This is a genomic window from Roseateles sp. So40a (genome assembly GCF_048081605.1).
In the GTDB taxonomy this organism is placed as follows: Bacteria; Pseudomonadota; Gammaproteobacteria; order Burkholderiales; family Burkholderiaceae_C; genus Roseateles.
In genome coordinates this window covers 428,450-449,397 of record NZ_CP182288.1, presented here as the reverse complement: position 1 = coordinate 449,397, position 20,948 = coordinate 428,450, and the positions used below count along the sequence as shown (strand labels likewise).

25 protein-coding genes are annotated in these 20,948 nt (G+C 68.3%); 5 read left to right on the top strand and 20 right to left on the bottom strand.

What is annotated here, in order from left to right; translation table 11 throughout:
• The first annotated feature begins 39 nt into the window (after positions 1-39).
• Positions 40-954 carry an RNA polymerase sigma factor RpoH gene (gene rpoH, locus ACNI65_RS02055; RefSeq protein WP_416760887.1) on the top strand — a complete coding sequence of 305 codons (915 nt, stop codon included), beginning with the start codon at positions 40-42 and terminating at the stop codon, positions 952-954.
• Positions 955-1,018: 64 nt separating this feature from the next.
• On the opposite strand, the gene ACNI65_RS02050 is transcribed toward rpoH, so the two are convergent.
• From ACNI65_RS02050 to ACNI65_RS02030, 5 genes are read right to left on the bottom strand one after another with little or no spacing between them, the layout of a single operon-like run.
• A complete protein-coding gene (locus ACNI65_RS02050; protein WP_416760886.1) occupies positions 1,019-1,624 on the bottom strand; it encodes an SCO family protein in 606 nt (201 codons plus the stop codon).
• 28 nt (positions 1,625-1,652) lie between these two features.
• Positions 1,653-2,561: a heme o synthase gene (gene cyoE, locus ACNI65_RS02045; RefSeq protein ID WP_416760885.1), complete on the bottom strand. Its 909-nt coding sequence runs from the start codon at positions 2,559-2,561 to the stop codon at positions 1,653-1,655.
• A complete protein-coding gene (locus ACNI65_RS02040) occupies positions 2,558-3,772 on the bottom strand; it encodes a COX15/CtaA family protein (RefSeq protein WP_416760884.1) in 1,215 nt (404 codons plus the stop codon). The genes cyoE and ACNI65_RS02040 overlap by 4 nt, the downstream gene beginning before the upstream one ends.
• Before the next feature lie 37 nt (positions 3,773-3,809).
• Positions 3,810-4,544 carry an SCO family protein gene (locus ACNI65_RS02035; protein WP_416760883.1) on the bottom strand — a complete coding sequence of 245 codons (735 nt, stop codon included), beginning with the start codon at positions 4,542-4,544 and terminating at the stop codon, positions 3,810-3,812.
• A complete protein-coding gene (locus ACNI65_RS02030) occupies positions 4,528-5,331 on the bottom strand; it encodes an SURF1 family protein (protein ID WP_416760882.1) in 804 nt (267 codons plus the stop codon). The genes ACNI65_RS02035 and ACNI65_RS02030 overlap by 17 nt, the downstream gene beginning before the upstream one ends.
• A gap of 67 nt (positions 5,332-5,398) precedes the next feature.
• Between ACNI65_RS02030 and ACNI65_RS02025 the strand changes: the two genes are divergently transcribed.
• Positions 5,399-5,608: a DUF2909 domain-containing protein gene (locus tag ACNI65_RS02025; RefSeq protein ID WP_416760881.1), complete on the top strand. Its 210-nt coding sequence runs from the start codon at positions 5,399-5,401 to the stop codon at positions 5,606-5,608.
• A 106-nt stretch (positions 5,609-5,714) separates the two neighbouring features.
• On the opposite strand, the gene ACNI65_RS02020 is transcribed toward ACNI65_RS02025, so the two are convergent.
• The 7 genes from ACNI65_RS02020 to ACNI65_RS01990 form a co-directional block, all read right to left on the bottom strand.
• Positions 5,715-6,599, bottom strand: a complete 885-nt coding sequence (locus ACNI65_RS02020) for a cytochrome c oxidase subunit 3 (RefSeq protein WP_416760880.1) — start codon at positions 6,597-6,599, stop codon at positions 5,715-5,717.
• Positions 6,600-6,624: 25 nt separating this feature from the next.
• Positions 6,625-6,876, bottom strand: a complete 252-nt coding sequence (locus ACNI65_RS02015; protein WP_416760879.1) for a DUF2970 domain-containing protein — start codon at positions 6,874-6,876, stop codon at positions 6,625-6,627.
• A 27-nt stretch (positions 6,877-6,903) separates the two neighbouring features.
• A complete protein-coding gene (locus ACNI65_RS02010) occupies positions 6,904-7,515 on the bottom strand; it encodes a cytochrome c oxidase assembly protein (protein ID WP_416760878.1) in 612 nt (203 codons plus the stop codon).
• Positions 7,516-7,522: 7 nt separating this feature from the next.
• Positions 7,523-7,642, bottom strand: coding sequence for a cytochrome oxidase small assembly protein (locus ACNI65_RS02005; RefSeq protein WP_416760877.1), 120 nt, complete (start codon positions 7,640-7,642; stop codon positions 7,523-7,525).
• A gap of 25 nt (positions 7,643-7,667) precedes the next feature.
• Positions 7,668-9,299, bottom strand: a complete 1,632-nt coding sequence (gene ctaD, locus ACNI65_RS02000) for a cytochrome c oxidase subunit I (RefSeq protein ID WP_416760876.1) — start codon at positions 9,297-9,299, stop codon at positions 7,668-7,670.
• Between the two features lie 98 nt (positions 9,300-9,397).
• The gene (gene coxB / locus ACNI65_RS01995) at positions 9,398-10,582 is read right to left on the bottom strand and encodes a cytochrome c oxidase subunit II (RefSeq protein WP_416760875.1); all 1,185 of its coding nucleotides are present in this window, start codon (positions 10,580-10,582) and stop codon (positions 9,398-9,400) included.
• 290 nt (positions 10,583-10,872) lie between these two features.
• The gene (locus ACNI65_RS01990) at positions 10,873-11,790 is read right to left on the bottom strand and encodes a biotin synthase (RefSeq protein ID WP_416760874.1); all 918 of its coding nucleotides are present in this window, start codon (positions 11,788-11,790) and stop codon (positions 10,873-10,875) included.
• A gap of 300 nt (positions 11,791-12,090) precedes the next feature.
• Between ACNI65_RS01990 and ACNI65_RS01985 the strand changes: the two genes are divergently transcribed.
• Positions 12,091-12,612, top strand: a complete 522-nt coding sequence (locus tag ACNI65_RS01985) for a ComF family protein (RefSeq protein WP_416760873.1) — start codon at positions 12,091-12,093, stop codon at positions 12,610-12,612.
• Between the two features lie 23 nt (positions 12,613-12,635).
• Entirely contained in the window at positions 12,636-13,106 is a 471-nt protein-coding gene (gene trmL / locus ACNI65_RS01980) for a tRNA (uridine(34)/cytosine(34)/5-carboxymethylaminomethyluridine(34)-2'-O)-methyltransferase TrmL (protein ID WP_416760872.1), read from the top strand.
• Between the two features lie 27 nt (positions 13,107-13,133).
• On the opposite strand, the gene ACNI65_RS01975 is transcribed toward trmL, so the two are convergent.
• The 8 genes from ACNI65_RS01975 to ACNI65_RS01940 form a co-directional block, all read right to left on the bottom strand.
• Positions 13,134-14,105, bottom strand: a complete 972-nt coding sequence (locus ACNI65_RS01975; protein ID WP_416760871.1) for a Bug family tripartite tricarboxylate transporter substrate binding protein — start codon at positions 14,103-14,105, stop codon at positions 13,134-13,136.
• A complete protein-coding gene (locus ACNI65_RS01970; RefSeq protein WP_416763548.1) occupies positions 14,099-15,109 on the bottom strand; it encodes an NAD(P)H-dependent glycerol-3-phosphate dehydrogenase in 1,011 nt (336 codons plus the stop codon). The genes ACNI65_RS01975 and ACNI65_RS01970 overlap by 7 nt, the downstream gene beginning before the upstream one ends.
• A 100-nt stretch (positions 15,110-15,209) precedes the next feature.
• A complete protein-coding gene (secB, locus tag ACNI65_RS01965; RefSeq protein ID WP_416760870.1) occupies positions 15,210-15,677 on the bottom strand; it encodes a protein-export chaperone SecB in 468 nt (155 codons plus the stop codon).
• A gap of 157 nt (positions 15,678-15,834) precedes the next feature.
• Positions 15,835-16,092 carry a glutaredoxin 3 gene (gene grxC, locus ACNI65_RS01960; RefSeq protein WP_416760869.1) on the bottom strand — a complete coding sequence of 86 codons (258 nt, stop codon included), beginning with the start codon at positions 16,090-16,092 and terminating at the stop codon, positions 15,835-15,837.
• A 71-nt stretch (positions 16,093-16,163) separates the two neighbouring features.
• A complete protein-coding gene (locus ACNI65_RS01955; protein WP_416760868.1) occupies positions 16,164-16,583 on the bottom strand; it encodes a rhodanese-like domain-containing protein in 420 nt (139 codons plus the stop codon).
• A gap of 70 nt (positions 16,584-16,653) precedes the next feature.
• On the bottom strand, positions 16,654-18,168 hold the full coding sequence (locus ACNI65_RS01950) for a methyl-accepting chemotaxis protein (RefSeq protein WP_416760867.1): 1,515 nt from the start codon (positions 18,166-18,168) through the stop codon (positions 16,654-16,656).
• Positions 18,169-18,303: 135 nt separating this feature from the next.
• Complete coding sequence (locus ACNI65_RS01945; RefSeq protein WP_416760866.1) at positions 18,304-18,732, bottom strand: hypothetical protein; 429 nt, start codon at positions 18,730-18,732, stop codon at positions 18,304-18,306.
• A gap of 25 nt (positions 18,733-18,757) precedes the next feature.
• Positions 18,758-19,957, bottom strand: a complete 1,200-nt coding sequence (locus ACNI65_RS01940; protein WP_416760865.1) for a hypothetical protein — start codon at positions 19,955-19,957, stop codon at positions 18,758-18,760.
• A 218-nt stretch (positions 19,958-20,175) separates the two neighbouring features.
• Here ACNI65_RS01940 and gpmA point away from each other — a divergent pair, with 218 nt between their 5' ends.
• Positions 20,176-20,919: a 2,3-diphosphoglycerate-dependent phosphoglycerate mutase gene (gpmA, locus tag ACNI65_RS01935; RefSeq protein WP_416760864.1), complete on the top strand. Its 744-nt coding sequence runs from the start codon at positions 20,176-20,178 to the stop codon at positions 20,917-20,919.
• The last annotated feature ends 29 nt before the right edge of the window (positions 20,920-20,948 follow it).

Here is a 20,948-nt window from a genome sequence, read left to right as displayed (position 1 = left end):
CCCGGATGACCGGGACCGGTACAGGAGAAACGAACTCACATGTCCAACACCCTTGCATTGAAGGTCCGCGATCCCTGGTCCCTGGTGCCGTCGCTCGGGAACCTGGATGCCTACATCACGGCGATCAATCGCATCCCGCTGCTGACGCCTGAGGAAGAGAAGGACTACGCCACGCGCCTGAAGGAAAAGGGCGATGTGGAGGCCGCCGGCCGGCTGGTGCTGTCGCACCTGCGCTTGGTGGTGTCGATCTCGCGCCAGTACCTCGGTTACGGGTTGCCTCAGGGCGACCTGATCCAGGAAGGCAACGTCGGCCTGATGAAGGCGGTGAAGCGCTTCGACCCGGATCAGAATGTTCGCCTGGTGTCCTACGCGATGCACTGGATCAAGGCCGAGATCCACGAGTACATCCTGAAGAACTGGCGCATGGTCAAGGTCGCGACGACCAAGGCCCAGCGCAAGCTGTTCTTCAACCTGCGTTCCAAGAAGCATGCGCTCAAGGAGCACGCGGACAACCAGCAACGCGCCTCGCTGACGGAAGCCGAGATCGACCTGGTCGCGCGTGACCTGAACGTCAAGCCCGAGGACGTGGTGGAGATGGAGACCCGGATGTCGGGCGGTGACGTGGCGCTGGAGCCGCAGACCGACGACGACGGCGAGACCTACGCCCCGATCGCCTATCTGGCCGACGACACGCAGGAACCGACGCGGGTGATCGAATCGCGCTCGCGCGACCGCCTGGCCAGCGATGGTCTGCAGCAGGCGCTGGAGCAGCTGGACGACCGCAGCCGCCGCATCGTCACCGAGCGCTACCTGAACGTGAACGACGACGGCTCGGGCGGCATGACGCTGCACGAACTGGCGGCGGAGTACGGCGTGTCCGCCGAGCGCATCCGTCAGATCGAAGTCGCCGCGATGAAGAAGATGCGCAAGGCGATGACGGCGGAAACCGCCTGAGATCGCTCCTTGCCCATGAAGAAGGCCCCGCTCGCGGGGCCTTCTGCTTTATTGCCCGGCGGTTTTACTGCCCGGCGATCAGGGCCTTGATGTCCGACATCAGCGCCGTCGCCCCGGATCCGTAGCGCGAGAACACGCGGATCCGACCTTGCGGATCGAACAGGAAACTCGCCGCGGTGTGGTCCATCGTGTAGCTGTCGGGCGTCTTGCCCGGCACCTTGGCGTAATAGATCTTGAACTCCTTGGCCACGTCCTTGAGCTGCTCGGGCGTGCCGCGCAGCGCGACGAAACCAGGATCGAAGCTCTCGAGGTAGGCCTTGAGCAGCTCCGGCTTGTCGCGCTCCGGGTCAACGGTGATGAAGACGCCCTGCACCTTGTCGCCGTCCGCGCCCAGCGCCTTCTTCACCTGCGCCAGCTCGGCCAGCGTGGTCGGGCAGACATCCGGACACTGCGTGAAGCCGAAGAACACCACCACCACCTTGCCCTTGAAGTCCTCGAGCGTGCGGGTCTTGCCGTTCTGGTCCGGCAGGCTGAAGCCCCGCGCGTAGGCCGCGCCGGTCAGGTCCACGCCCTGGAAGCTGGGCGGCTTGGTGCAGCCCGACAGCAGGGGCAGCGCCGCCGCGCCCATCACAGACAGGGCGCCCAGCCCGAGAAAACGTCGCGAGATCATCAGCACTTCCGATCCGGGAGAGAGCGGCTCAGGAGAGCCAGGGGCTGAGGTAATGGTCCAGCAGCAGCGCGCCGAACAGCAGCGACAGATGCAGGATCGAGAACAGGAAGGTCTTGCGCGCCAGCGCCTCCGAGTACGCCTTCCAGAGCTTGAACGCGTGATGGCAGAACATCAGCCCCAGCACCACCGCCGCGGCCAGGTAGAGCCAGCCGCTCATGCCGGTCAGGAAGGGCAGCAGCGTCGCCGCGAACAGGATCCAGGTGTACAGGAAGATCTGCAGCCGCGTGAACGCATTGCCGTGCGTCACCGGCAGCATCGGCAGGCCGGCCTTGCGGTAGTCCTCGCTGCGGTACAGCGCCAGCGCCCAGAAGTGCGGCGGCGTCCACAGGAAGATGATCAGGCACATCAGCCAGGCCTCCGCGCCGAGCTCGCCGCGCATCGCCGCCCAGCCCAGCACCGGCGGCATCGCGCCCGACGCGCCACCGATCACGATGTTCTGCGGCGTCATCGGCTTGAGGATGACCGTGTAGATGATCGCGTAGCCGACGAAGGTCGCGAAGGTCAGCCACATCGTCAGCGGATTGACCAGCGCGTACAGGATGGCCGATCCCAGCGCGCACAGCCCGCCCGAGAACAGCAGCGTCTGGTTGCGGCTGAGCTCGCCGCGCGCGGTCGGACGCCACGCGGTGCGCTTCATCTTGGCGTCGATGTGCTGCTCGATCAGGCAGTTGAAGGCCGCCGCCGCGCCCGCGACCAGCCAGATCCCGGCGGTGGCCGCGAGCAGCCGCACCCACTCCTCGCCTTGCGGCAGGCCGGGGATCGCCAGCGCCATGCCGATGACCGCGCAGAACACGATCAGCTGCACGACCTTGGGCTTGGTCAGTTGATAGAACTGCCACCAGCGGGACGGCATGACGGCGGGCGTCGCGGAACTCATGTCACTCTCTTCGTCAGGGTGCCCGCGCGCAGGCGCGCCAGCACAAGGGAACACATCAGCAGCAGCGCCGCGGCGCCGCCGGTATGGGCCAGGGCGGCCAGCAACGGCCATCCGAGCACGACATTGGACAGGCCCGAGGCCAGCTGCCACGCGCCGACCGCGATCAGCCGCCGCGCCCAGCGGCGCGCTTCACGACCATCCTCGCGGCCATCGTCATCCACGCGCCCGGCCGCGTCCTTCGCGCCGAGGCGCCACAGCGCCCAGGCCAGCGCGAGCAGGGCCGCGAACACGATCATCGCGCCAGCGCGATGCGTCAAGTGGATCGCGGTCAGCGCCTCGAAGGGCAGCCACCCGCCCGAGGCGCCGCGGCCCAGTTCCCGCCACAGCGTGAAGCCATGGCCGAAGTCGGTCGGCGGCAGCCATTGTCCCTGGCAGGTCGGGAAATCCTGGCAGACCAGCACCGCGTAGTTCGTGCTGACCCAGCCGCCCAGCGCCACCTGCACGATCGCCAGCCCGGTGAACGCGACGAACGCCCGCCGCAGGCCCGCGGGCCAGCGCAGCGGCCGCGGGGCGTAGGACTCCGCCTGCCAGGCCAGCAGCATCAGCAGCCCGAGCGCCAGCAGCAGGTGCATCGTGACGATCGCCGGGAACAGCTTCATCGTCACCGTCCAGGCGCCGAAGAGCCCCTGCACCAGCACCCACACCAGCGACAGCGTGGCCCACCAGGGCGACACGGAGCTCGACTCGGCACCGACCGACGAGTGCGCCGACCCGTGAGCCGAAGCGCGCCTCGCGCGCCACCACACCCACCAGCTCAGCGCGGCCAGCGCCACGAGCAGGAACCCGACGCCGCCCGCCATGTAGCGGTGCAGCATCTCCATCCACGCCTTGCCGTGCGTCACCGGGCCGGTGGGCATGGCCGTCTGCGCGGCGTGGATCTCCGCGCGCGCGCCGATCGGCGAAGCGTTGCCGTAACACCCCGGCCAATCGGGGCAGCCCAGGCCGGAGTCGGTCAGCCGCGTGAGCGCGCCGATCAGGATCAGGTCGAAGGTGAGGAAGGTCGCCAGGGTCGTCAGCGCGCGCAGCCGCCTGGCGATGGGGTCATGCCGATGCCGCCATTGCCAAACGACGAGCGGCACCGCGCCCACGAGCGCGGCCACCGCCAGCAGCTCCAGCAGCGGCTCGAAATCGAATCCCAGCGACCAGTTCATCCGCGCGGCTTCCTCGACATCCCGGCTCCGCCCCGGCTCAACGCCCGGGCTTGTCCCAGCCGGCGTTGGCGCGCATCAGGCGCTCCAGGTCCTTCTTCAGCGGCGACGGCTCCGGCGTGGCCGGCGAGCGCAACATCCACCGCCCCATCGGATCGACCAGGAACAGGTGCTCGCCGAGCCGATGTCCCGGCGCGGCCATCAGCCATCCCTCGAGGGCCGCGCGCGGCGCGCGCAGCACCGTCGCCGGCGCGCCATGCGCGGTCAGCGCGTCCACCTGCGCCGGCGTCAGCGCCACGTCGTCGGGCAGCAGCACGAGCTTGTCCAGCCGATCGCGGTCCTTGCCCAGCATCTCGCGCAACTGGCGCTGCATGAACAGCATGCGCTCGCAGCCGGTGTCGCAGGCGCGGTCCGGCACGTAGGTCAGCAGCCACTGGCCCTTGAGCGCGTCGGCGCTCACCGGCGCGCCCTTCAGGTCGGTCAAGGCCAGCGTCGATGGCAGGTCGCGCGTGGGCTGGATCAGGTCGCTATACGCCTTGCCGCGCAGGTCCAGCACGTAGAAGCTGAAGTACGACGCGATGACCGGCGCCGCGCACGTCAGCAGCACCAGCCACAGCGTCCACCGCGATCGCTTGGGCGGGTCGAGCTCGGGCATCGGCACCGAGTGCACCGCCAGCGTCACCGGGCCGTCGGGCGGCAGCGGCGTGTCGGTCGGAGCCGGGGCCGCGTCGTGGCCATGATGGTCGGCGTGGGGGCGCTCAGGCATCGCGTTCATCGGAGATCTCGGGGATGCGGGCGGCTCGGCCAGCGCGGTAGGGAGCGAGGACTTGGAACCAGACATAAAGACCCAGGATCAGCGCAGCCAGCGCAAACCATTGAAAGGCGTACCCGTAATGCTTGTGGACGTCGACCGCGGGCGGCGGCCAGTGACGGAGCAGCCCATCGGGCGACTCGGCACCCGCGGCACCCGCCGCCGGTGGCGGCGCGCCCGTCGAGGCATCGTCTCCCGCCCGGTCCGGCTCCGTCTGGAGCAGCACCAGCGGCAGCAGGCGCAGACCGGTCTCGGCCTGGAAGGCCGCGAGGTCGACATTCTGCCGGATAGTCCCCGCCGGCGCGTCCCGCCCCAGCGCATAGGCCTGCGAGACGCTCGCCGCCAGCCGGCCCTCGATCCGCACATCGCCCGTGGGGGTGAGGACCGCGGGCAGCGCCTCGCGCTGTCGCGCGTTGCGCGGCGCCCAGCCCCGCTGCACCAGGATCGCCTCAGCCCGGCCTGCCAGCTTCAGCGGCGTCACCACGTAGAAGCCGGTGTGGCCCGTCATCACGCGGTTGTCGAGGTACACGGTGTGCGCGACGTCCCATTGGCCGGTGAGCGTCGCGCGGCGATGCACGAGGTCCGCGTCAGCGGGCCGGTCGGCACCGGGCAGCGCGGGCGTGGTGATCGGCGCGAGCTGACCGCGTTCGTCGATCGCCCGCTGCATCGCCTTTTTCTGATCGGCGCGATCGAGTTGCCACACCCCGAGCGCGAGCGCCGCGGCCGTGCCCAGCACGGTGGCGATGACCACGAGGCCGAGGCGCCTTCGGGGCCGGCCCGATGGTGGCACCGGGATCGAGTGGGAATAATCGTCCGCCATGAAAGTCATCGTCCTCATCGCGTTCATCGGCATCCTGGGCGCGCTGTTCTCGGCCGGCGTCCTGATGCTGCGCAAGCAGAAGGGCAAGGCCACCATGGCCCGCGCGCTGGCGGTGCGCGTCGGGCTGTCGGTGGCGCTGTTCCTGTTCATCCTGTTCAGCGCGTGGATGGGATGGATCCATCCCACCGGGCTGCCGATCGGGAAATGAACAGCCCCGGCCGGGCGTCGATCATCGCCTGAGACGCCCTTCGCAAAAGAGAAGCGCCGCATCGAGCGGCGCTTCTTCGTTCAGGCGATCGCGCCGCGCGGCGCGTTCACATCCAGTAGACGATCACGTACAGGCCCAGCCAGACCACGTCCACGAAGTGCCAGTACCAGGCCGCGCCCTCGAAACCGAAGTGGCGCTCGGGCGTGAAGTGGCCCTTCATCAGCCGCAGCGTGATGAACAGCAGCATCAGCATGCCCACGAACACGTGGAAGCCGTGGAAGCCGGTCAGCATGAAGAAGGTCGAGCCGAAGATGCCCGAGTTCAGCTTCAGGTTCAGCTCGGTGTAGGCATGGAAGTACTCGTAGCCCTGGAAGCCCAGGAACACCATGCCCAGGATCACCGTGGCCCACATCCAGCCGATGGTCTTGGCGCGCTTGCCCGCGATCAGCGCATGGTGCGCGATGGTCAGCGTCACGCCCGAGGTCAGCAGCAGCGCGGTGTTGATCGTCGGGATCGGCCACGGGCCCATCGTCGAGAACGCGTCCACCGTGCCGCCCGGCGAGGCGGTCGCGCCCGGGGCCACGCTGGGCCACAGGCCGTTGAAGTCGGGCCACAGCAGCGCGTTGTCCAGGCTGCCCAGCGTCGGGATGCTGTAGCCGCGCGACCAGAACAGCGCGCCGAAGAAGGCCGCGAAGAACATCACCTCCGAGAAGATGAACCAGCCCATGCTCCAGCGGAAGGACACGTCGATGCGGTCGCTGTACTGGCCGGTCTCGCTCTCGTGGATCGCGTCGCCGAACCACTGCTTGAGCGTGAATGCCCACCACAGCAGCCCGAACAGCAGCGACCACTTGCCCCAGTCATGGCCGTTGATCCATTGGCCCGCGCCAAGGATCACCCAGAACAGGCCGAACGCGGCCATCGCCGGGTGCCGCGACGGACCCGGCACGAAGTAGTAGGGCTGCTGCCCATGAGTCGTCGTTGCCGACATGCGTTCTTCTCCTCGAACTCAGTTCTCAGTTCATTGCCGCACCGCTGCTCACCACCCAGCGGACCAGCAGGATCAATCCCAGCACGAACAGGGCCGCGGCGAGCACGCCGGCCACGATCACATGCAGCGGATTGAGCTGCGACACATCCTTCTCATACTCCGAGCCCTTCCTCACACCGAAGAAGGACCACGCGACCGCCCGGAAGGTGCCCAGGAAGGAGCCCTTGCGCTGCATCGCCTGCTTCAGATCCTCACCCGGCTTCAGGTCTTCGGACATCGTCGTTTCCACCGGTCGACAGCCCGCTCAGGACCGGGGCCCGGGCGGCGCCGTCACCGCCGCCTGCGCCTTGCCCTTGCCCGCGATCTCGAAGAAGGTGTACGACAGCGTGATCGTGCGCACATCCTTCGGGATCTTGGGGTCGATGACGAACACCACCGGCCATTCCTTCTGCTCTCCCGGCTTCAACGTGTATTCGTTGAAGCAGAAGCATTCGAGCTTGTTGAAATACGGCGTCGCCTGCTTGGGCGCGTAACTCGGGATCGCCTGCGCCGACATCGTCCGCGACTGGATGTTCTGGAAGGTGTACATCACCGTCGTCAGCTCGCCCGGGTGAACCGTCAGGTGGCGCCTGGCCGGCTTGAAGTCCCACGGGCCGCGCGCGTTGGCGTCGAACTCGATCGTGATCTGGCGGCTGTAGTCGATCTGCGTGTTCTTCACGTCCTCGGCGCGCACCGCGTGCTGGCGCTCGGACAGCGACAGCACGTTGATGCCCAGCGCCGTGCAGATCGCGCGGTACATCGGCACCAGCGCGTAACCGAAACACGACATCACCGCCACCACGACCAGCAGCTTGCCGGTCATCCGCAGGTTCTCCCTGCGGATCCAGCCCGAGCGCTTGTCGGTGGTGCTGCTCATGACGTCGTCAGGCGGCGCCGAGCAGCACGATCTTGGCCACGAAGCCGATCGCGAAGACGGCGGCCACGCTGGCCAGGATCAGCGCCAGGCGCAGGTTGCTCTTGCGTTGCTCGGGCGTCGGGGCCATCGCTGCCGCTCCTCGTTCCCGGCGATCAGCCGATGATCCGCGTCGCGGTGACGTCGAGCTTGGGCGGCGTCTCGAAGGTGTGGAACGGCGCCGGCGACGGCACTTCCCATTCCAGGCCCTCGGCCGCTTCCCACGGCTTCTGCGGTGCCTTCTCGCCCTTGCCGCGCATCATCGGCACGACCACGAACACGAAGAAGTAGACCTGCATCAGACCGAAACCGAAGGCACCGATCGACGCCAGCGCGTTGAAGTCGGCGAACTGCATCGGGTAGTCGGCGTAGCGGCGCGGCATGCCCGCCAAGCCCAGGAAGTGCATCGGGAAGAAGGTCACGTTGAACGTGATCAGCGAACCCCAGAAGTGGATCTTGCCGCGCGTCTCCGAGTACATGACGCCGGTCCACTTCGGACCCCAGTAGTAGACGCCGGCGAACAGCGCGTACAGCGAGCCCGCGACCAGCACGTAGTGGAAGTGGGCCACGACGTAATAGGTGTCCTGGATCTGGATGTCGATCGGCGCCATCGCGCAGATCAGGCCGGTGAAGCCGCCCATCGTGAACACGAAGATGAAGCCCACGGCCCACAGCATCGGGGTCTCGAAGGTCATCGAGCCGCGCCACATCGTCGCCAGCCAGTTGAAGATCTTCACGCCGGTGGGCACCGCGATCAGCATCGTCGCGTACATGAAGAACAGCTGGCCCGTCACCGGCATGCCGGTGGCGAACATGTGGTGGGCCCACACGATGAAGGACAGGATCGCGATCGAGGCCGTCGCGTACACCATCGAGGCGTAACCGAACAGGCGCTTGCGGGCGAAGGCCGGGACGATCTGGCTCACGATGCCGAACGCCGGCAGGATCATGATGTAGACCTCGGGGTGGCCGAAGAACCAGAAGATGTGCTGGTACATCACCGGGTCGCCGCCGCCCGCGGGCGTGAAGAAGCTGGTGCCGAAGTGGCGGTCCGTCAGCGTCATCGTGATCGCGCCGGCCAGCACGGGCATCACCGCGATCAGCAGGTAGGCCGTGATCAGCCAGGTCCACGCGAACATCGGCATCTTCATCAGCGTCATGCCGGGGGCGCGCATGTTGAGGATGGTCACGATGATGTTGATCGAGCCCATGATCGACGACGCGCCCAGGATGTGCATCGCGAAGATGCCGGCGTCCATCGACGGGCCCATCTGCAGCGTCAGCGGCGCGTAGAGCGTCCAGCCGGCGGCCGGGGCGCCTCCGGGCATGAAGAACGAGCCCACCAGCATCAGCGCCGCCGGGATCATCAGCCAGAAGCTGAAGTTGTTCATCCGCGCGAAGGCCATGTCGGATGCGCCGATCTGCAGCGGGATCATCCAGTTCGCGAAGCCGACGAAGGCCGGCATGATCGCGCCGAAGACCATGATCAGGCCGTGCATCGTCGTGAACTGGTTGAACAGTTCCGGATTGAAGAACTGCAGGCCCGGCTGGAACAGCTCGGCGCGGATGCACAGCGCCAGCGTCCCGCCGATCATCAGCATCGTGAAGCTGAACAGCAGGTACAGCGTGCCGATGTCCTTGTGGTTGGTGGCGAAGACCCAGCGCCGCCAGCCCGTGGGGGCGTGGTGGTCGTGATGATCGTCATGGTCATGGGCATGACCGGTCGGGTGGTCGAGCACTGCACTCATGTCAAATCCTCGGTGGCGGCCCGCCCCTCGTGGGGCAGGCAGGCGTTCATACGCGTTCTTGCGGTCAGCGGATCAGGCGAAATGTCAGAGGCGGCGCGTCACTTCGCGCGCTCGGCCACGACTTCCGCGGGCTGGACGATCTGTCCGGTCTTGTTGGACCAGGCGTTCTTCGTGTAGGTCGCCACGGCGGCGATCTCGCTGTCCTTGAGCACGGATTTCCAGGCCGGCATCTGGCCCTTGCCGTTGAGCACCAGGTGCAGCTGCTGCGCGTGGTCCTCGGCCTTGACGATCGCCGAGCCGTCCAGCGCCGGGAACTGGCCCGCGCCCTTGCCGTCGGCCTTGTGGCAGACCGCGCAGTTGGCGTCGAACAGCTTCTGGCCGCGGGCCATCAGCTCGTCCATCGTCCAGACCTTGTTCGGGTCATCGGCCTTGGCGGCGATCTTCTTCATCTCGCCGCCCACCCAGGCGCTGTAGTCCTGGGCGCTGAGCACCTTGACGTGGATGGGCATGTAGGCGTGTTCCTTGCCGCAGAGCTCCGCGCACTGGCCGTAGAAGTCGCCGGTCTGCTCGGCCTTGAACCAGGTGTCGCGCACGTAGCCGGGGATCGCGTCCTGCTTGACGCCGAAGGCCGGCACCATCCACGCGTGGATGACGTCGTCGGCGGTGGTGATGATGCGGATCTTCTTGCCCACCGGCACCACCAGCGGGTTGTCGACCTTGAGCAGGTAGTTGTCGACCTGGCCCGGATGGCCAGAGTCCGACAGCGCGCGGTGCGAGGCGTCCAGCGTCGACACGAAGCCGATGCCCTCGCCCTCACCCTTGAGGTAGTCGTAGCCCCACTTCCACTGGTAGCCGGTGGCCTTGATGGTGATGTCGGAGTTGGTGGTGTCCTTCATCGCCACGACGACCTTGGTCGCGGGCAGCGCCATCAGGATGACGATGATGAAGGGCACGATGGTCCACGCGATCTCGACCTTCACGCTTTCGTGGAAGTTGGCCGACACCGCGCCCTTGGACTTCCGGTGCTTGAAGATCGAATAGAACATCACGCCGAAGACCGCGATGAAGATCGCGAGGCAGATGACCAGCATGAAGTTGTGCAACCACATCTGCTCGTGCGCGATCTTGGTGACCGGCGGATGCAGATTCAGCTGATTGACGGCCGGCCCCCCGGGGAGGTCGTTCACCGCCAAGGCGACCTGGCTGGCCAGCGCGGCCGTCAGGCCGAACGCAAGCTGGCTGCAGCGGCGCCCCAGTTGCACACAACTGTGTTCAATCGTCATGGTCGTCTCTTTATCCAGTCTTTCTCAAGCTCGTGTCACCCGGGTCTCCTCCAGGCGGCTTCGGCGCTCGATCCCGCTTGTAGCGCGGGCTTCGATGCCAAGCGGTGGCAGAAACCTACGGGGCCAGCAGACGTACTCCAGTCGGGCGCGGATTCTAGCCCACCCCCCTGCCGCACTATGACTGGCCCCGGCGATGCGAACGGCCCAGGATTACCCTCGGACTGAGGCCCTCTTCTCCTCTGTCACGACGCCTTCACGCGAGCCCTAGCCGAGCCCGCGCGCGATGGGGGTCAGTGTTTGCCCGCGCCGCGCACCATGGCGCGCATCTGGTCCAGCGACACCTCGGTGGTGGCCGCGACCTTCACCTTCGGCTGAGGCTTGAACGCATGGCCATAGACCAGCTCGATGCTCAGCGCGAGACGGCCGTCCGCGCCGCGCAGCGATTCGAGCGCGCGCAGCAGCTGCTCGCGCCACGCTTTCGTGCGCAGACCGCGCAGACGCGCCGGCGCGAGGTTGCCGCCCAGCGCGCGCAGATCGCGCAGCAGGTCCTGCGGCGAACCCCAGGTCAGGCGCAGGTGTTCCTGGTCCATCACCGGATCGGCGAAGCCCGCATGCACGAGCAGGTCGCCCAGGTCATGCATGTCGACCCAGTCCGGCGCCGGCGGGCCCCAGCCCTCGCGCGCGAAGATCGGCCGCAGCTCGATGAAGCTGTCCGGGCCGAGGCACGAGAACATCAGGCAGCCTTCCACGGCCAGGCCCGCATGCCAGCGCTTGACCAGCGCGGGCTTGTCCGCCTCGGCGTGCAGTTCCATGTTGGACCACGCGAGCTGCGCGGCGCCCGCGGGCGGTTCGGCGACGACCTCGGTCGAGGCGCCGCCGCGCAGCTTGTCCATCACCGATTGCATGAAGCCGCGCTTGAGCCGCTGCTGCAGCAGCGCGCGGACCTCGGCGTCGGGATCGAACCAGAGTTGCGTGGCCTGCGGGTAGTGCGCGCGCAGGCCGGTGTCGCCGCCGCCGGTGGCGGGGCGGCTCTGCAGCACGGCGGTCGGTTGCAGGCGGATCACGGGAAGCCGGTCCAGCATGCGCGTGGCGACCTCCTGATGCAGCCAGGGCGCGTCCTCGGACGCGGCCAGGCGGCGACGCTGCCGTTGCGCCGCGCCCGCATCGATCTGCTGTGTGCTCGGCGGCAAGGCCTCATCTCCAGTCATGGGGCGGGATTGTAGGCGGCCATGCTTGACCTGTTCCGGCGCCGGGCATTGACGCGATCCTCGATGGCGTGCGGTATCGCGCGGCTCCGAGCGACTTGGCGGGCGTTGGTCGCGGTGGACTGGCCCGGGCAGTGCGCGCTGTGTCGATGCTGGTGTCGCGGGCCGTTGTGCGCGGACTGCGACGCGCTGCATCCGGTGGACACCGGCCCACGCTGCGCGCTCTGCGCCCTGCGGCTGCCGGCGGGGACGCAAGCCGCTTGCTGTGGACGCTGCGCGCGCCATGTCCGTGGCGCACCACCCTTGTCGCGCTGCATCGCGGCGATGGATTACGCGTTCCCGTGGGACCACCTGCTGCTGGGGCTGAAATTCGGCGATCGCCTGGATGCCGCGTCCCTGCTGGCGCTGCGGCTGTCACGAGCGCTGGTGGCCGAAGGCTTCATGACGGGCGAGCCGCCCGATCTGATCCTGCCGGTGCCCTTGTCGACCGAGCGGCTGCGCGAGCGCGGCTACAACCAGGCGCACGAGATCGCGCGGCGGCTGGTGCTGCCGCCGCGGTCATCAGCGACGGAGCGACAATCCCGCCTTTGCGCGCGCACGTTGCTGCGGTTGCGTCACACCGAACAGCAGGCGCAGTTGCCGCTGGCGGCGCGCCGGCGCAACCTGCGCGGCGCCTTCGCCGTCGTGAAGCCGGTGCACGGGCTGCGGATCGCGCTCGTGGACGACGTCATGACCAGCGGCGCCACGCTGCGCGAGGCCGCCCTGGCGCTGCGCCGCGCAGGCGCGGCCGACGTGCAGGCCTGGGTCGTCGCGCGCACGCCGTAGTCCACAAGGAAAGAAGCCGTCCCATGTTCAACATCGTGCTGGTCCATCCGGAGATCCCGCCCAACACCGGCAACGTCATCCGGCTGGCAGCCAATACCGGCTGCCGGCTGCACCTGATCGAGCCGCTGGGCTTCTCGATGGAAGACAAGCTGCTGCAGCGCGCGGGTCTGGACTATCACGAGTACGCGACCGTGCAGAGACACGCGGATTGGCAGGCTTTCCTTACGACCGAGCAGCCCGATGCGACGCGGCTGTTCGCGTTCACCACGCGCGGCAGCCGGCTGCTGCCGACGGTGGCGCTGCGGCCGGGCGACTGGCTGGTCTTCGGTTGCGAGACGGCGGGGCTGCCGCCGGCGCTGCGCGACACCTTTCCGCTGGAGCAGCGCGTGCGGCTGCCGATGCGCGAGGGGCAGCGCAGCTTGAACCTGAGCAACGCGGTGGCGGTCTCGGTCTTCGAGGGCTGGCGTCAGAACGGCTACGCCGAAGGCGTTTGAGACGAGACGTTTGAGACGTTTGAGGCGCTACTCGCGCTCCAGCTTGAGCTGCTGGATCAGCGCGCCCCAGCGCTTGCGTTCGTCGTTCATGAGGCTGTCCAGGCCCTCGGGCGAAGTCCCCGCGGCGCTGAAGTACAGCGGCAGCAGCGCGCGCCGGAACGCGTCGCCTCGCACGATGCGCACGACCTCCGCGCTCAGCCGCTCGACGATCGGCGTCGGCGTGCCGGCGGGCGCGAGCATCGCCTGCCAGGAAGTCGCCTCGAAGCCCGCATAACCCGACTCGGCCACCGTCGGCAGTTCCGCGAGCGCGGCAAACCGCCCGGCGCTCGTCACCGCCAAGGCCTTGAGCTTGCCCGCCCGCACCTGCGGCATCGCGATGGCCGGCACCATGAATCCGGCCTGCACCTGCCCCGCCAGCATCGCGTTGACGACCTGCGGGAAGCCCGCGTAGGGCACATGCACCAGCCGCAGCCCGGCGCGCGCGATGAAGGATTCCATCGCCAGATGCGCCGCGCTCCCGTTGCCGATGCTGCCGTAGTTGAACTCGCCCGCGCGGCGCCGCGCGAGCGCCACGAACTGCGCCAGCGTGTCCACGCCCAGCGACGGCGACACCACCAGCACATTCGGCGAGCTCGCGATCAGGCTGACCGCGCGCAGCTCTCGCCGCGGGTCGTAAGGCAGCGACTTCGCCAGCAACGGCGCGGTGATCAGCGGACCCTGGATGGTGAACAGCAGCGTGTGCCCATCAGGCGCGGCCTTGGCGACCACGCCGGTGCCGATGTTGCCGCCGGCACCGGGTTTGTTGTCGATGACGATGGCTTGACCGAGCGCCTGCGCGAGCGGCTCGGCGAGGTCCCGCGCGATCAGGTCCGGCGAGCTGCCGCCGGGAAACGGCACCACGAGCCGGATCGGCCGCGAGGGCCATGGCGCCGCGGCCCGCCCGACGAGCGGCGCCGCGGCGAGCGCGCCGACAGCAATCAGCGCGCGGCGCTTCACCATTCCGACTTCGCCTGCCTGCCCATCAACGCGTCCATCGCCGCGTGCGTCGTCATGCGGCCCTCGAGGACCTCGACGACCGCCGCGGTGATCGGCATGTCGACGCCGGCGCCGCGCGCCCGCGCGAGCACCGTCGGCGCGCTGTACACGCCTTCAGCCACATGCCCCAGCTTCACGAGTATGCCGGGCAGGTCCAGGCCCTCGGCCAGCAGCAGCCCGACGCGCCGGTTGCGCGACAGATCGCCAGTCGCCGTCAGCACCAGATCGCCCAGTCCGGCCAGGCCGAGCAGCGTCTCCTGCTGCGCGCCCAGCGCCAGCGCCAGCCGCTGCATCTCCGCCAGCCCGCGCGTGATGAGCGCGGCGCGCGCGTTCAGGCCCGGGCCGTGCTGACCGCGCGCCTCCGCGGCGAGACGCAGCCCATCGGCGATCCCCACCGCGATCGCCATCACGTTCTTGACCGCCCCGCCGACCTCCACACCCACCGGATCGGCCGACGAGTACACCCGCAGCCGCTCGCTGTGGAAGGCGCTCACGCCCAGTTGCGCCAGCGCGGCATCGCCCGAGGCGGACACCAGCGCCGTGGGCTGGCCGGCCGCGACCTCCTGCGCGAAGCTCGGCCCCGACAGGATGCCGGTCGCCAGATGCGGCGCGACCTCACGCGCGATCTCGTGGCCGAGCCGCCCCGTGCCCGCCTCGAAGCCCTTGCACAGCCACTGCGCGCGCGTGCCTGCCGGCAGCCGCTCGAGCATGCCGCGCAGGCCCGACATTGGCGTGGCGATCACCACGAGACCCTCGCGCCCGTGCGCGAGCGCGGCGTCGAGGTCCTCGGTCAGCGCGAGCGCCTCGGGCAGCGGCGAGTCGGGCAGGTATCGCGTGTTGCGGCGATCCGCGCGCATCGCGGCGACGGCGGCCGCGTCGCGCGCCCACAGCGTCACCTCGTGGCGCGCGCTCGCCGCGATCGCCAGCGCGGTGCCCCAGGCACCCGCGCCCAGCACGCTGATCTTCATGCGCGTAGCGGTCATCGTGGATCGAAACTTGGAGGTCCGGAAAGCAACACGCCGGCCAGCGGACGGATCCGCGGGGCCGGCGCGCTCATGGGCACGAGGCTCAGTTCGGGGCGGCTTCGCCGTTGACCTGGCCGGCGGCGAGCTGCGCCTGCTGGGCTTCGAACATGGCCTGGAAGTTCACTTCCGTCAGCAGCACCGGCGGGAAGCCGGCACGGGTGCACACGTCGGACACGACGGCGCGCAGGTACGGGTAGATCATCTGCGGGCAGACGATGGCCAGGATGCCTTCGAGCTGCTCTTGCGGCAGGTTGCGGATCTCGAAGATGCCGGCCTGCTTGGCTTCGATCAGGAACAGGGTCTTGTCCTGCACCGTCGTCGTGACGGTGGCGGTGACGCTGACCTCGAATAGGCCCTCGGCGATCGGCTCGGCGGCCAGCGAGAGCTTGATGTCGACTTGCGGCTGGGCCTGCTCCAGCAGGATCGCCGGGGCGTTGGGCTGCTCCAGCGACAGGTCCTTCAGGTACATGCGCTGGATCTGGAACACGGGAGCGTTGATGTCGTCGGCCATGAGGGTCATCCAAATGAAAAAGCCCGCCAGCGGCGAGCCAGTGGCGGGCATTATGACCGAGCGCTCGCGACAGTCCCGTGAGGGTTTGCGACGGCGTTCGGCGGGTCGATTCGCGGATCGTCTCAGCGGTTCGGTTCGCGGGTCGTCCCCGTGGGAATCAGGCCTGCAGCAGCGGTTGCAGCCCGCCGCGCTGATCCAGCGCGATCAGGTCGTCGCAGCCGCCGACGTGCGTCTCACCGATGAAGATCTGCGGCACGGTGCGCCGGCCGGTCAGCTGGATCATCGAGTCGCGTTGCGACGGATCCAGGTCCACGCGCACCTCCTCGATCTGGTCCACGCCCCGCTGCTTGAGCAGGTGCTTGGCCCGCACGCAGTACGGGCAGACCAGGGTCGTATACATCTTCACGGCGGCCATCGCCAATCTCCAAAGTCGAACGAGCGTCCTGTGTACCGGCAATTGCGGTGCCGGTGCGGCAGCCAGGGCGATCAGGCCGCGGACTTCTCGATGGGCAAACTCGCTTCGCGCCAGGCCTTCAGACCGCCCTGGACAGCGACCGCGTTCGCGTAGCCCTGTTTCTGGAGAATGCCAGCAGCGCGCTGCGCGCGTGCGCCGGTCTGGCACATCAGCACCACCGGCAGGGCCTTGTTGCTGGGCAGTTGCCTGGCCGGCAGCTCCGTGCCAGTCAGCGTGGACAGCGGCACGTTGCGCGCGCCGCCCGCATGACCGGCGGCATATTCCTCGGTCTCGCAGACGTCGATCAGCACGCCCTTCTCGCGATTGACCAGGCGCACCGCCTCGGCGACGACCACGCCGCCCATCTTGCCGCGCATCGAGGTCCACAGCAGCAGACCGCCGGACACCAGGGCCGTCAGCACGAGATACCAGTTTTCAATCAGGAACTTCAAGGCGGGGCCCGTTGGTTGAATCAAAAGCCGGGGATTATAGGAACCCCGCCGCTCCCGGCGCGTTCAGCGATCAGGAGAGCTTGAAGGTCGAGACTGCCGACTGCAACGCACGGGCCTGCTGCTCCAGGCTGTTGGCGGCGGCGGCGGCCTCCTCCACCAGCGCTGCGTTCTGCTGCGTCATCTGGTCGAGCTGCACCACCGACTCGTTCACATGGCCGATGCCCTGGCTCTGCTCGGCCGAGGCCGCGGTGATCTCGCTGATGATGTCCGAGACGCGCTGCACGCTGGCCACGATCTCCTCCATCGTCGCGCCCGCGTCCTTCACCAGGCGCGAGCCCGACTCCACGCGCTCGACGCTCGCGCCGATCAGCGTCTTGATCTCGCGCGCCGCTTCCGCGCTGCGCTGCGCCAGCGAGCGCACCTCGCCGGCGACGACCGCGAAGCCGCGGCCCTGCTCGCCCGCGCGGGCGGCTTCCACCGCCGCGTTCAGCGCCAGGATGTTGGTCTGGAAGGCGATGCCGTCGATCGTGCCGATGATGTCGCCGATGCGGCGCGAGCTCGCGCTGATCTCGTCCATCGTCGAGACCACCTGGCCCACGACCTCGCCGCCCTTCTTCGCCACCGTGGCGGCGCTGCCCGCGAGCTGGTTGGCCTGGCTGGCCGCGTCGGCGCTCTGGCGCACGGTCTCGGTCAGCTGCTGCATGTTGGACGCGGTCTGCTCCAGCGAGCCGGCCTGCTTCTCGGTGCGCACCGACAGGTCCTGGTTGCCCGCGGCGATCTCGCGCGAGGCCACCGTCATCGAGTCGGTGCCGCTGCGCACGTTGCCGACGATCGCCGACAGGCCCTGCGACATGTCCCGCACCGCGGCCAGCAGGCTCGAGTCGGCGCCCGGCGCCACGCGGATGGCCTGCGACAGGTCGCCGCCGGCCATCTGGCGCATCACGTCGCGCGCGTACTCGGGCTCACCGCCCAGCTGACGCCACACGCTCGTGATCAGCAGCCACGACCCCGCGCCCAGGCAGATCACCACGATCAGCCCGCTCAGCACGGTGGCCCACAGGCCCGAGCCCACGCCCTTCTCCGCGCGCTCCAGCGTCGCGTCGAAGGTCGTCTTGGCGTCGGCGCGCGCCTCGCCCAGCGACTGCTCCAGCGCCTTCTGCGCGCCCTGCATCTTGGGAATGGCGCCGGCCTGGTCGCCCTGCTTGATGCCCAGGAACAGCTGCGCGGTCTCGACGGAGGCCGCGTAGTAGGCCTCGAAACCGCTCTCCAGCTTCGCGCCGGCATCGGCACGGCCCGGGATCGTCTTGATCGACGCGATCACCTTGCGCATGGCCGCGGCGCGCTCGGCGGCCTCGTCCAGGCGCTTCTTCTCACCCTCGGCGACCGCGGACTGGATGGTCCCGCTCAGCGCCTCGAGCTGCGCGGCCACCTGGTTGGTGGCCACGAGATACGGATAGTCGGCCTCGCCCAGCGCGTGGATGGCGCCCGAGGTCCGCGACGAAAAGAACAGCACCACCGCGATGCCCACCGCGAAGACGATCGCCGCCAGCACGGGCAGCATCGCGATACGGGTCTTCAAGTTCATGCCTGACTCCAATTCATCTTCTGTCTCCAACGACCTCCCCAGGTCGGCCGTCCGGCTCCGCCCTGCGGTCCGTCTGCGCGGACCCGTCAGGGCGGGGACGGCGCGCGGGCGGCGCGAGGCCGCCCGCTGCCGGCATCAATCGACGCTCAGCACCACCTTCACCGAGCCGTCGACCGCCGACTTCTCGATGTAGCCGATGGCATCGGCGTTGGCGGCGACGAACTTCTTGACGTCCGCGGCGCTGCCCATTTCCTTGGGCGGCGTGCCCTTGCCCGAGAACACCAGGCGCGACCACGCGGCCTTCACCTGGGCGGACGACTTGCCCGTGGCCTTCGTGTAGAAGGTCTCGCGCGCGCCGGCGCTTTCCGGCAGATCCACCGCCTGCGCGGCGCTGCCGTTGGGCAGCTGGTTGGACTTGCCCAGGAAGATGCTCGACACCTGGTCGGCGGTCATCGAGGCGATGGGGCTCTTGGGATTGACCACGACGGCGACTTGCGCCTGCGCGGCCACGGCGGCCGCGAACAGGGCGGCGCCGATGACGGGCTTGATCATGTTGAACTGCATGGAGGCCTCTTGTTGTCTCTGATGCTTAGAACACGAAGTCGACGGCGAGGCTGTATACCCCGACGCGCTCGTTGTTGAAGCCGGGCTGGACGTTGTAGAACTGGCCGGCGCCGGTGGTCTTGATGCTGTCGTACTGGGCCTTCACGGCGACATTGCGCCAGGCGTCCCAACGCACGCCCAGACCGATGGTCTTCTGCGGGGTGCTCTGCGCGGCGGTGGCCGCGTCCACGACGGCGCGCAGCGGCAGGCCGCCCACGACGACCGTGCCCGGGATCGTGTTGTTGACGTTGGAGCTGTCCGTCTTCTGCTGCGACAGCGTGGCGTACGGCGTGAACTTGCCGACGCGGTATCCGACCGTCGTGTACCAGCCGGTGGTGTCCGGCACGAACGAATCGGTGCGGCGCTTGGTGTACTCGGCGGCGACGACCCACTGGCCTTCGTCATAGGTCAGGCCGATGCCGGAGAAGCTCGCGTCCTTGTCGGTCGCGTCGAATTCGTTGCCCACCGAGGCGAACGGCGTCTGGCGCAGCACGCTGACCAGCTGCGTGGCGCTGGCGCTGTGCGCGCTCAGCTTGCCCTGCGCGTGACCGACGCGCAGGTTCAGGCCGTCGGCCAGCTCGGCGGTGAAGTTCACGCCGACCAGCTTCTTGATCTCGACCTTGACCTGGCGCACGTAGGCGGAGCTCTCGCCGCCGAAGGCCTGCACCGACACGGTCTTGCCCATCACCTGCGTGGTCCAGTTGACGTCGGCGCCGTCGAAGTGGCTCACCGGCACCTGGCCGTAGACGTCGATGGGCGGGCGCAGCCAGGTGTTGGCGTAACCCACGTCGCGGAAGTCGGACACCGCGAAGAACGGCGCGCCCATGCGGCCGGCGCGGATCGCCAGGCCCGGCGTGGCCTGCCACTTGGCGAAGGCCCACTCGACCGCCGGGGTCCAGTCGCCCTTGCCGGTCTGCTTGGTCAGGACCTGCACGGTGGCGGAGAACTGCGCGTTGAACTTGGCCGTGCCCTGCAGACCAAGCTTGGAGTCGACCTCACCGCTGAGGTCCTTGTCCGCGCCATGCACCTGGCCGGGGATGACGTACTCGGCGCCATTCTTGGTCGCGCCGGTCAGGCCGACCGTGCCGAAGCCCGAGAACGAGAACATCGACTCCGACTGACCCTGCGCCTGCGCGCCGAAAGCCAGCAGCGCCAGCGCCACGGGCGCCAGTCGGAAGCTCTTCATCACCATCATTGCAAGTACTCCTGTACAGCGTTAACGCCCAACGCGGGCATGTTCTTTTCACGAACCGTTTTGGGGCATCGGAGACGCCTTTCGCACGGTACGAAAGCAGTTGTCGGCCCTGCGGAAGGGTTCTTGAGGCCGGGGCCCTCGGGGGCTGCCTCTAGAATCCGCCGGGCCTGCCGGAACCCGGCCAAACCTCACGAACTCACCCAAGACCCATGTACAAGCTCGTGCTGATTCGCCATGGCGAATCGACCTGGAATCTCGAGAACCGTTTCACCGGATGGACCGATGTGGATCTGACGCCCACCGGGGTGGAGCAGGCCAAGCAGGCGGGCCGTCTGCTGAAGGAGGCCGGTGTCGATTTCGACGTGGCCCACACTTCGGTGCTCAAGCGCGCCATCTGGACCCTGTGGCATTGCCTGGATCAGATGGACCGCCAGTGGCTGCCGGTGCGGCACAGCTGGCGGCTGAACGAACGCCATTACGGCGGACTTCAGGGTCTGAACAAGGCGGACATGGCCAAGCAATACGGAGACGAGCAGGTGCTCGTCTGGCGTCGGAGCTATGACACTCCGCCGCCGGCGCTGGAAGCGTCGGACCCGCGCAGCGAGCGCGGGGACATCCGTTATGCCGGCCTGCAGCCCACGGACATTCCGCTGACCGAGTGCCTGAAGGACACCGTGGCCCGCGTGCTGCCCTACTGGAACGAACAGATCGCACCCGCCATTCTGTCGGGCCAACGCGTGCTGATCGCGGCCCACGGCAACTCGATCCGGGCCCTCGTGAAGTATTTGGATGGGATTGCCGACGAAGACATCGTTGGCGTGAATATTCCCAACGGGATTCCGCTGGTCTACGAACTGGACAAGGACCTGAAGCCCATCAAGAGCTATTACCTGGGCGACGCGGAAGCGGCCGCGAAGGCGGCCGCGGCGGTGGCCAACCAGGGCAAGGCGTGACGTCTTCACGCTGGCGCTGATCGTCCCGA

Coding starts and splice junctions, on each gene's coding strand:
- rpoH (WP_416760887.1), top strand. CDS start 40: ATGTCCAACACCCTTGCATTGAAGGTCCGCGATCCCTGGTCCCTGGTG.
- ACNI65_RS02050 (WP_416760886.1), bottom strand. CDS start 1,624: ATGATCTCGCGACGTTTTCTCGGGCTGGGCGCCCTGTCTGTGATGGGC.
- cyoE (WP_416760885.1), bottom strand. CDS start 2,561: ATGAGTTCCGCGACGCCCGCCGTCATGCCGTCCCGCTGGTGGCAGTTC.
- ACNI65_RS02040 (WP_416760884.1), bottom strand. CDS start 3,772: ATGAACTGGTCGCTGGGATTCGATTTCGAGCCGCTGCTGGAGCTGCTG.
- ACNI65_RS02035 (WP_416760883.1), bottom strand. CDS start 4,544: ATGAACGCGATGCCTGAGCGCCCCCACGCCGACCATCATGGCCACGAC.
- ACNI65_RS02025 (WP_416760881.1), top strand. CDS start 5,399: ATGAAAGTCATCGTCCTCATCGCGTTCATCGGCATCCTGGGCGCGCTG.
- ACNI65_RS02020 (WP_416760880.1), bottom strand. CDS start 6,599: ATGTCGGCAACGACGACTCATGGGCAGCAGCCCTACTACTTCGTGCCG.
- ACNI65_RS02015 (WP_416760879.1), bottom strand. CDS start 6,876: ATGTCCGAAGACCTGAAGCCGGGTGAGGATCTGAAGCAGGCGATGCAG.
- ACNI65_RS02010 (WP_416760878.1), bottom strand. CDS start 7,515: ATGAGCAGCACCACCGACAAGCGCTCGGGCTGGATCCGCAGGGAGAAC.
- ACNI65_RS02005 (WP_416760877.1), bottom strand. CDS start 7,642: ATGGCCCCGACGCCCGAGCAACGCAAGAGCAACCTGCGCCTGGCGCTG.
- ctaD (WP_416760876.1), bottom strand. CDS start 9,299: ATGAGTGCAGTGCTCGACCACCCGACCGGTCATGCCCATGACCATGAC.
- coxB (WP_416760875.1), bottom strand. CDS start 10,582: ATGACGATTGAACACAGTTGTGTGCAACTGGGGCGCCGCTGCAGCCAG.
- ACNI65_RS01990 (WP_416760874.1), bottom strand. CDS start 11,790: ATGACTGGAGATGAGGCCTTGCCGCCGAGCACACAGCAGATCGATGCG.
- trmL (WP_416760872.1), top strand. CDS start 12,636: ATGTTCAACATCGTGCTGGTCCATCCGGAGATCCCGCCCAACACCGGC.
- ACNI65_RS01975 (WP_416760871.1), bottom strand. CDS start 14,105: ATGGTGAAGCGCCGCGCGCTGATTGCTGTCGGCGCGCTCGCCGCGGCG.
- ACNI65_RS01970 (WP_416763548.1), bottom strand. CDS start 15,109: ATGAAGATCAGCGTGCTGGGCGCGGGTGCCTGGGGCACCGCGCTGGCG.
- secB (WP_416760870.1), bottom strand. CDS start 15,677: ATGGCCGACGACATCAACGCTCCCGTGTTCCAGATCCAGCGCATGTAC.
- grxC (WP_416760869.1), bottom strand. CDS start 16,092: ATGGCCGCCGTGAAGATGTATACGACCCTGGTCTGCCCGTACTGCGTG.
- ACNI65_RS01950 (WP_416760867.1), bottom strand. CDS start 18,168: ATGAACTTGAAGACCCGTATCGCGATGCTGCCCGTGCTGGCGGCGATC.
- ACNI65_RS01945 (WP_416760866.1), bottom strand. CDS start 18,732: ATGCAGTTCAACATGATCAAGCCCGTCATCGGCGCCGCCCTGTTCGCG.
- ACNI65_RS01940 (WP_416760865.1), bottom strand. CDS start 19,957: ATGAAGAGCTTCCGACTGGCGCCCGTGGCGCTGGCGCTGCTGGCTTTC.
- gpmA (WP_416760864.1), top strand. CDS start 20,176: ATGTACAAGCTCGTGCTGATTCGCCATGGCGAATCGACCTGGAATCTC.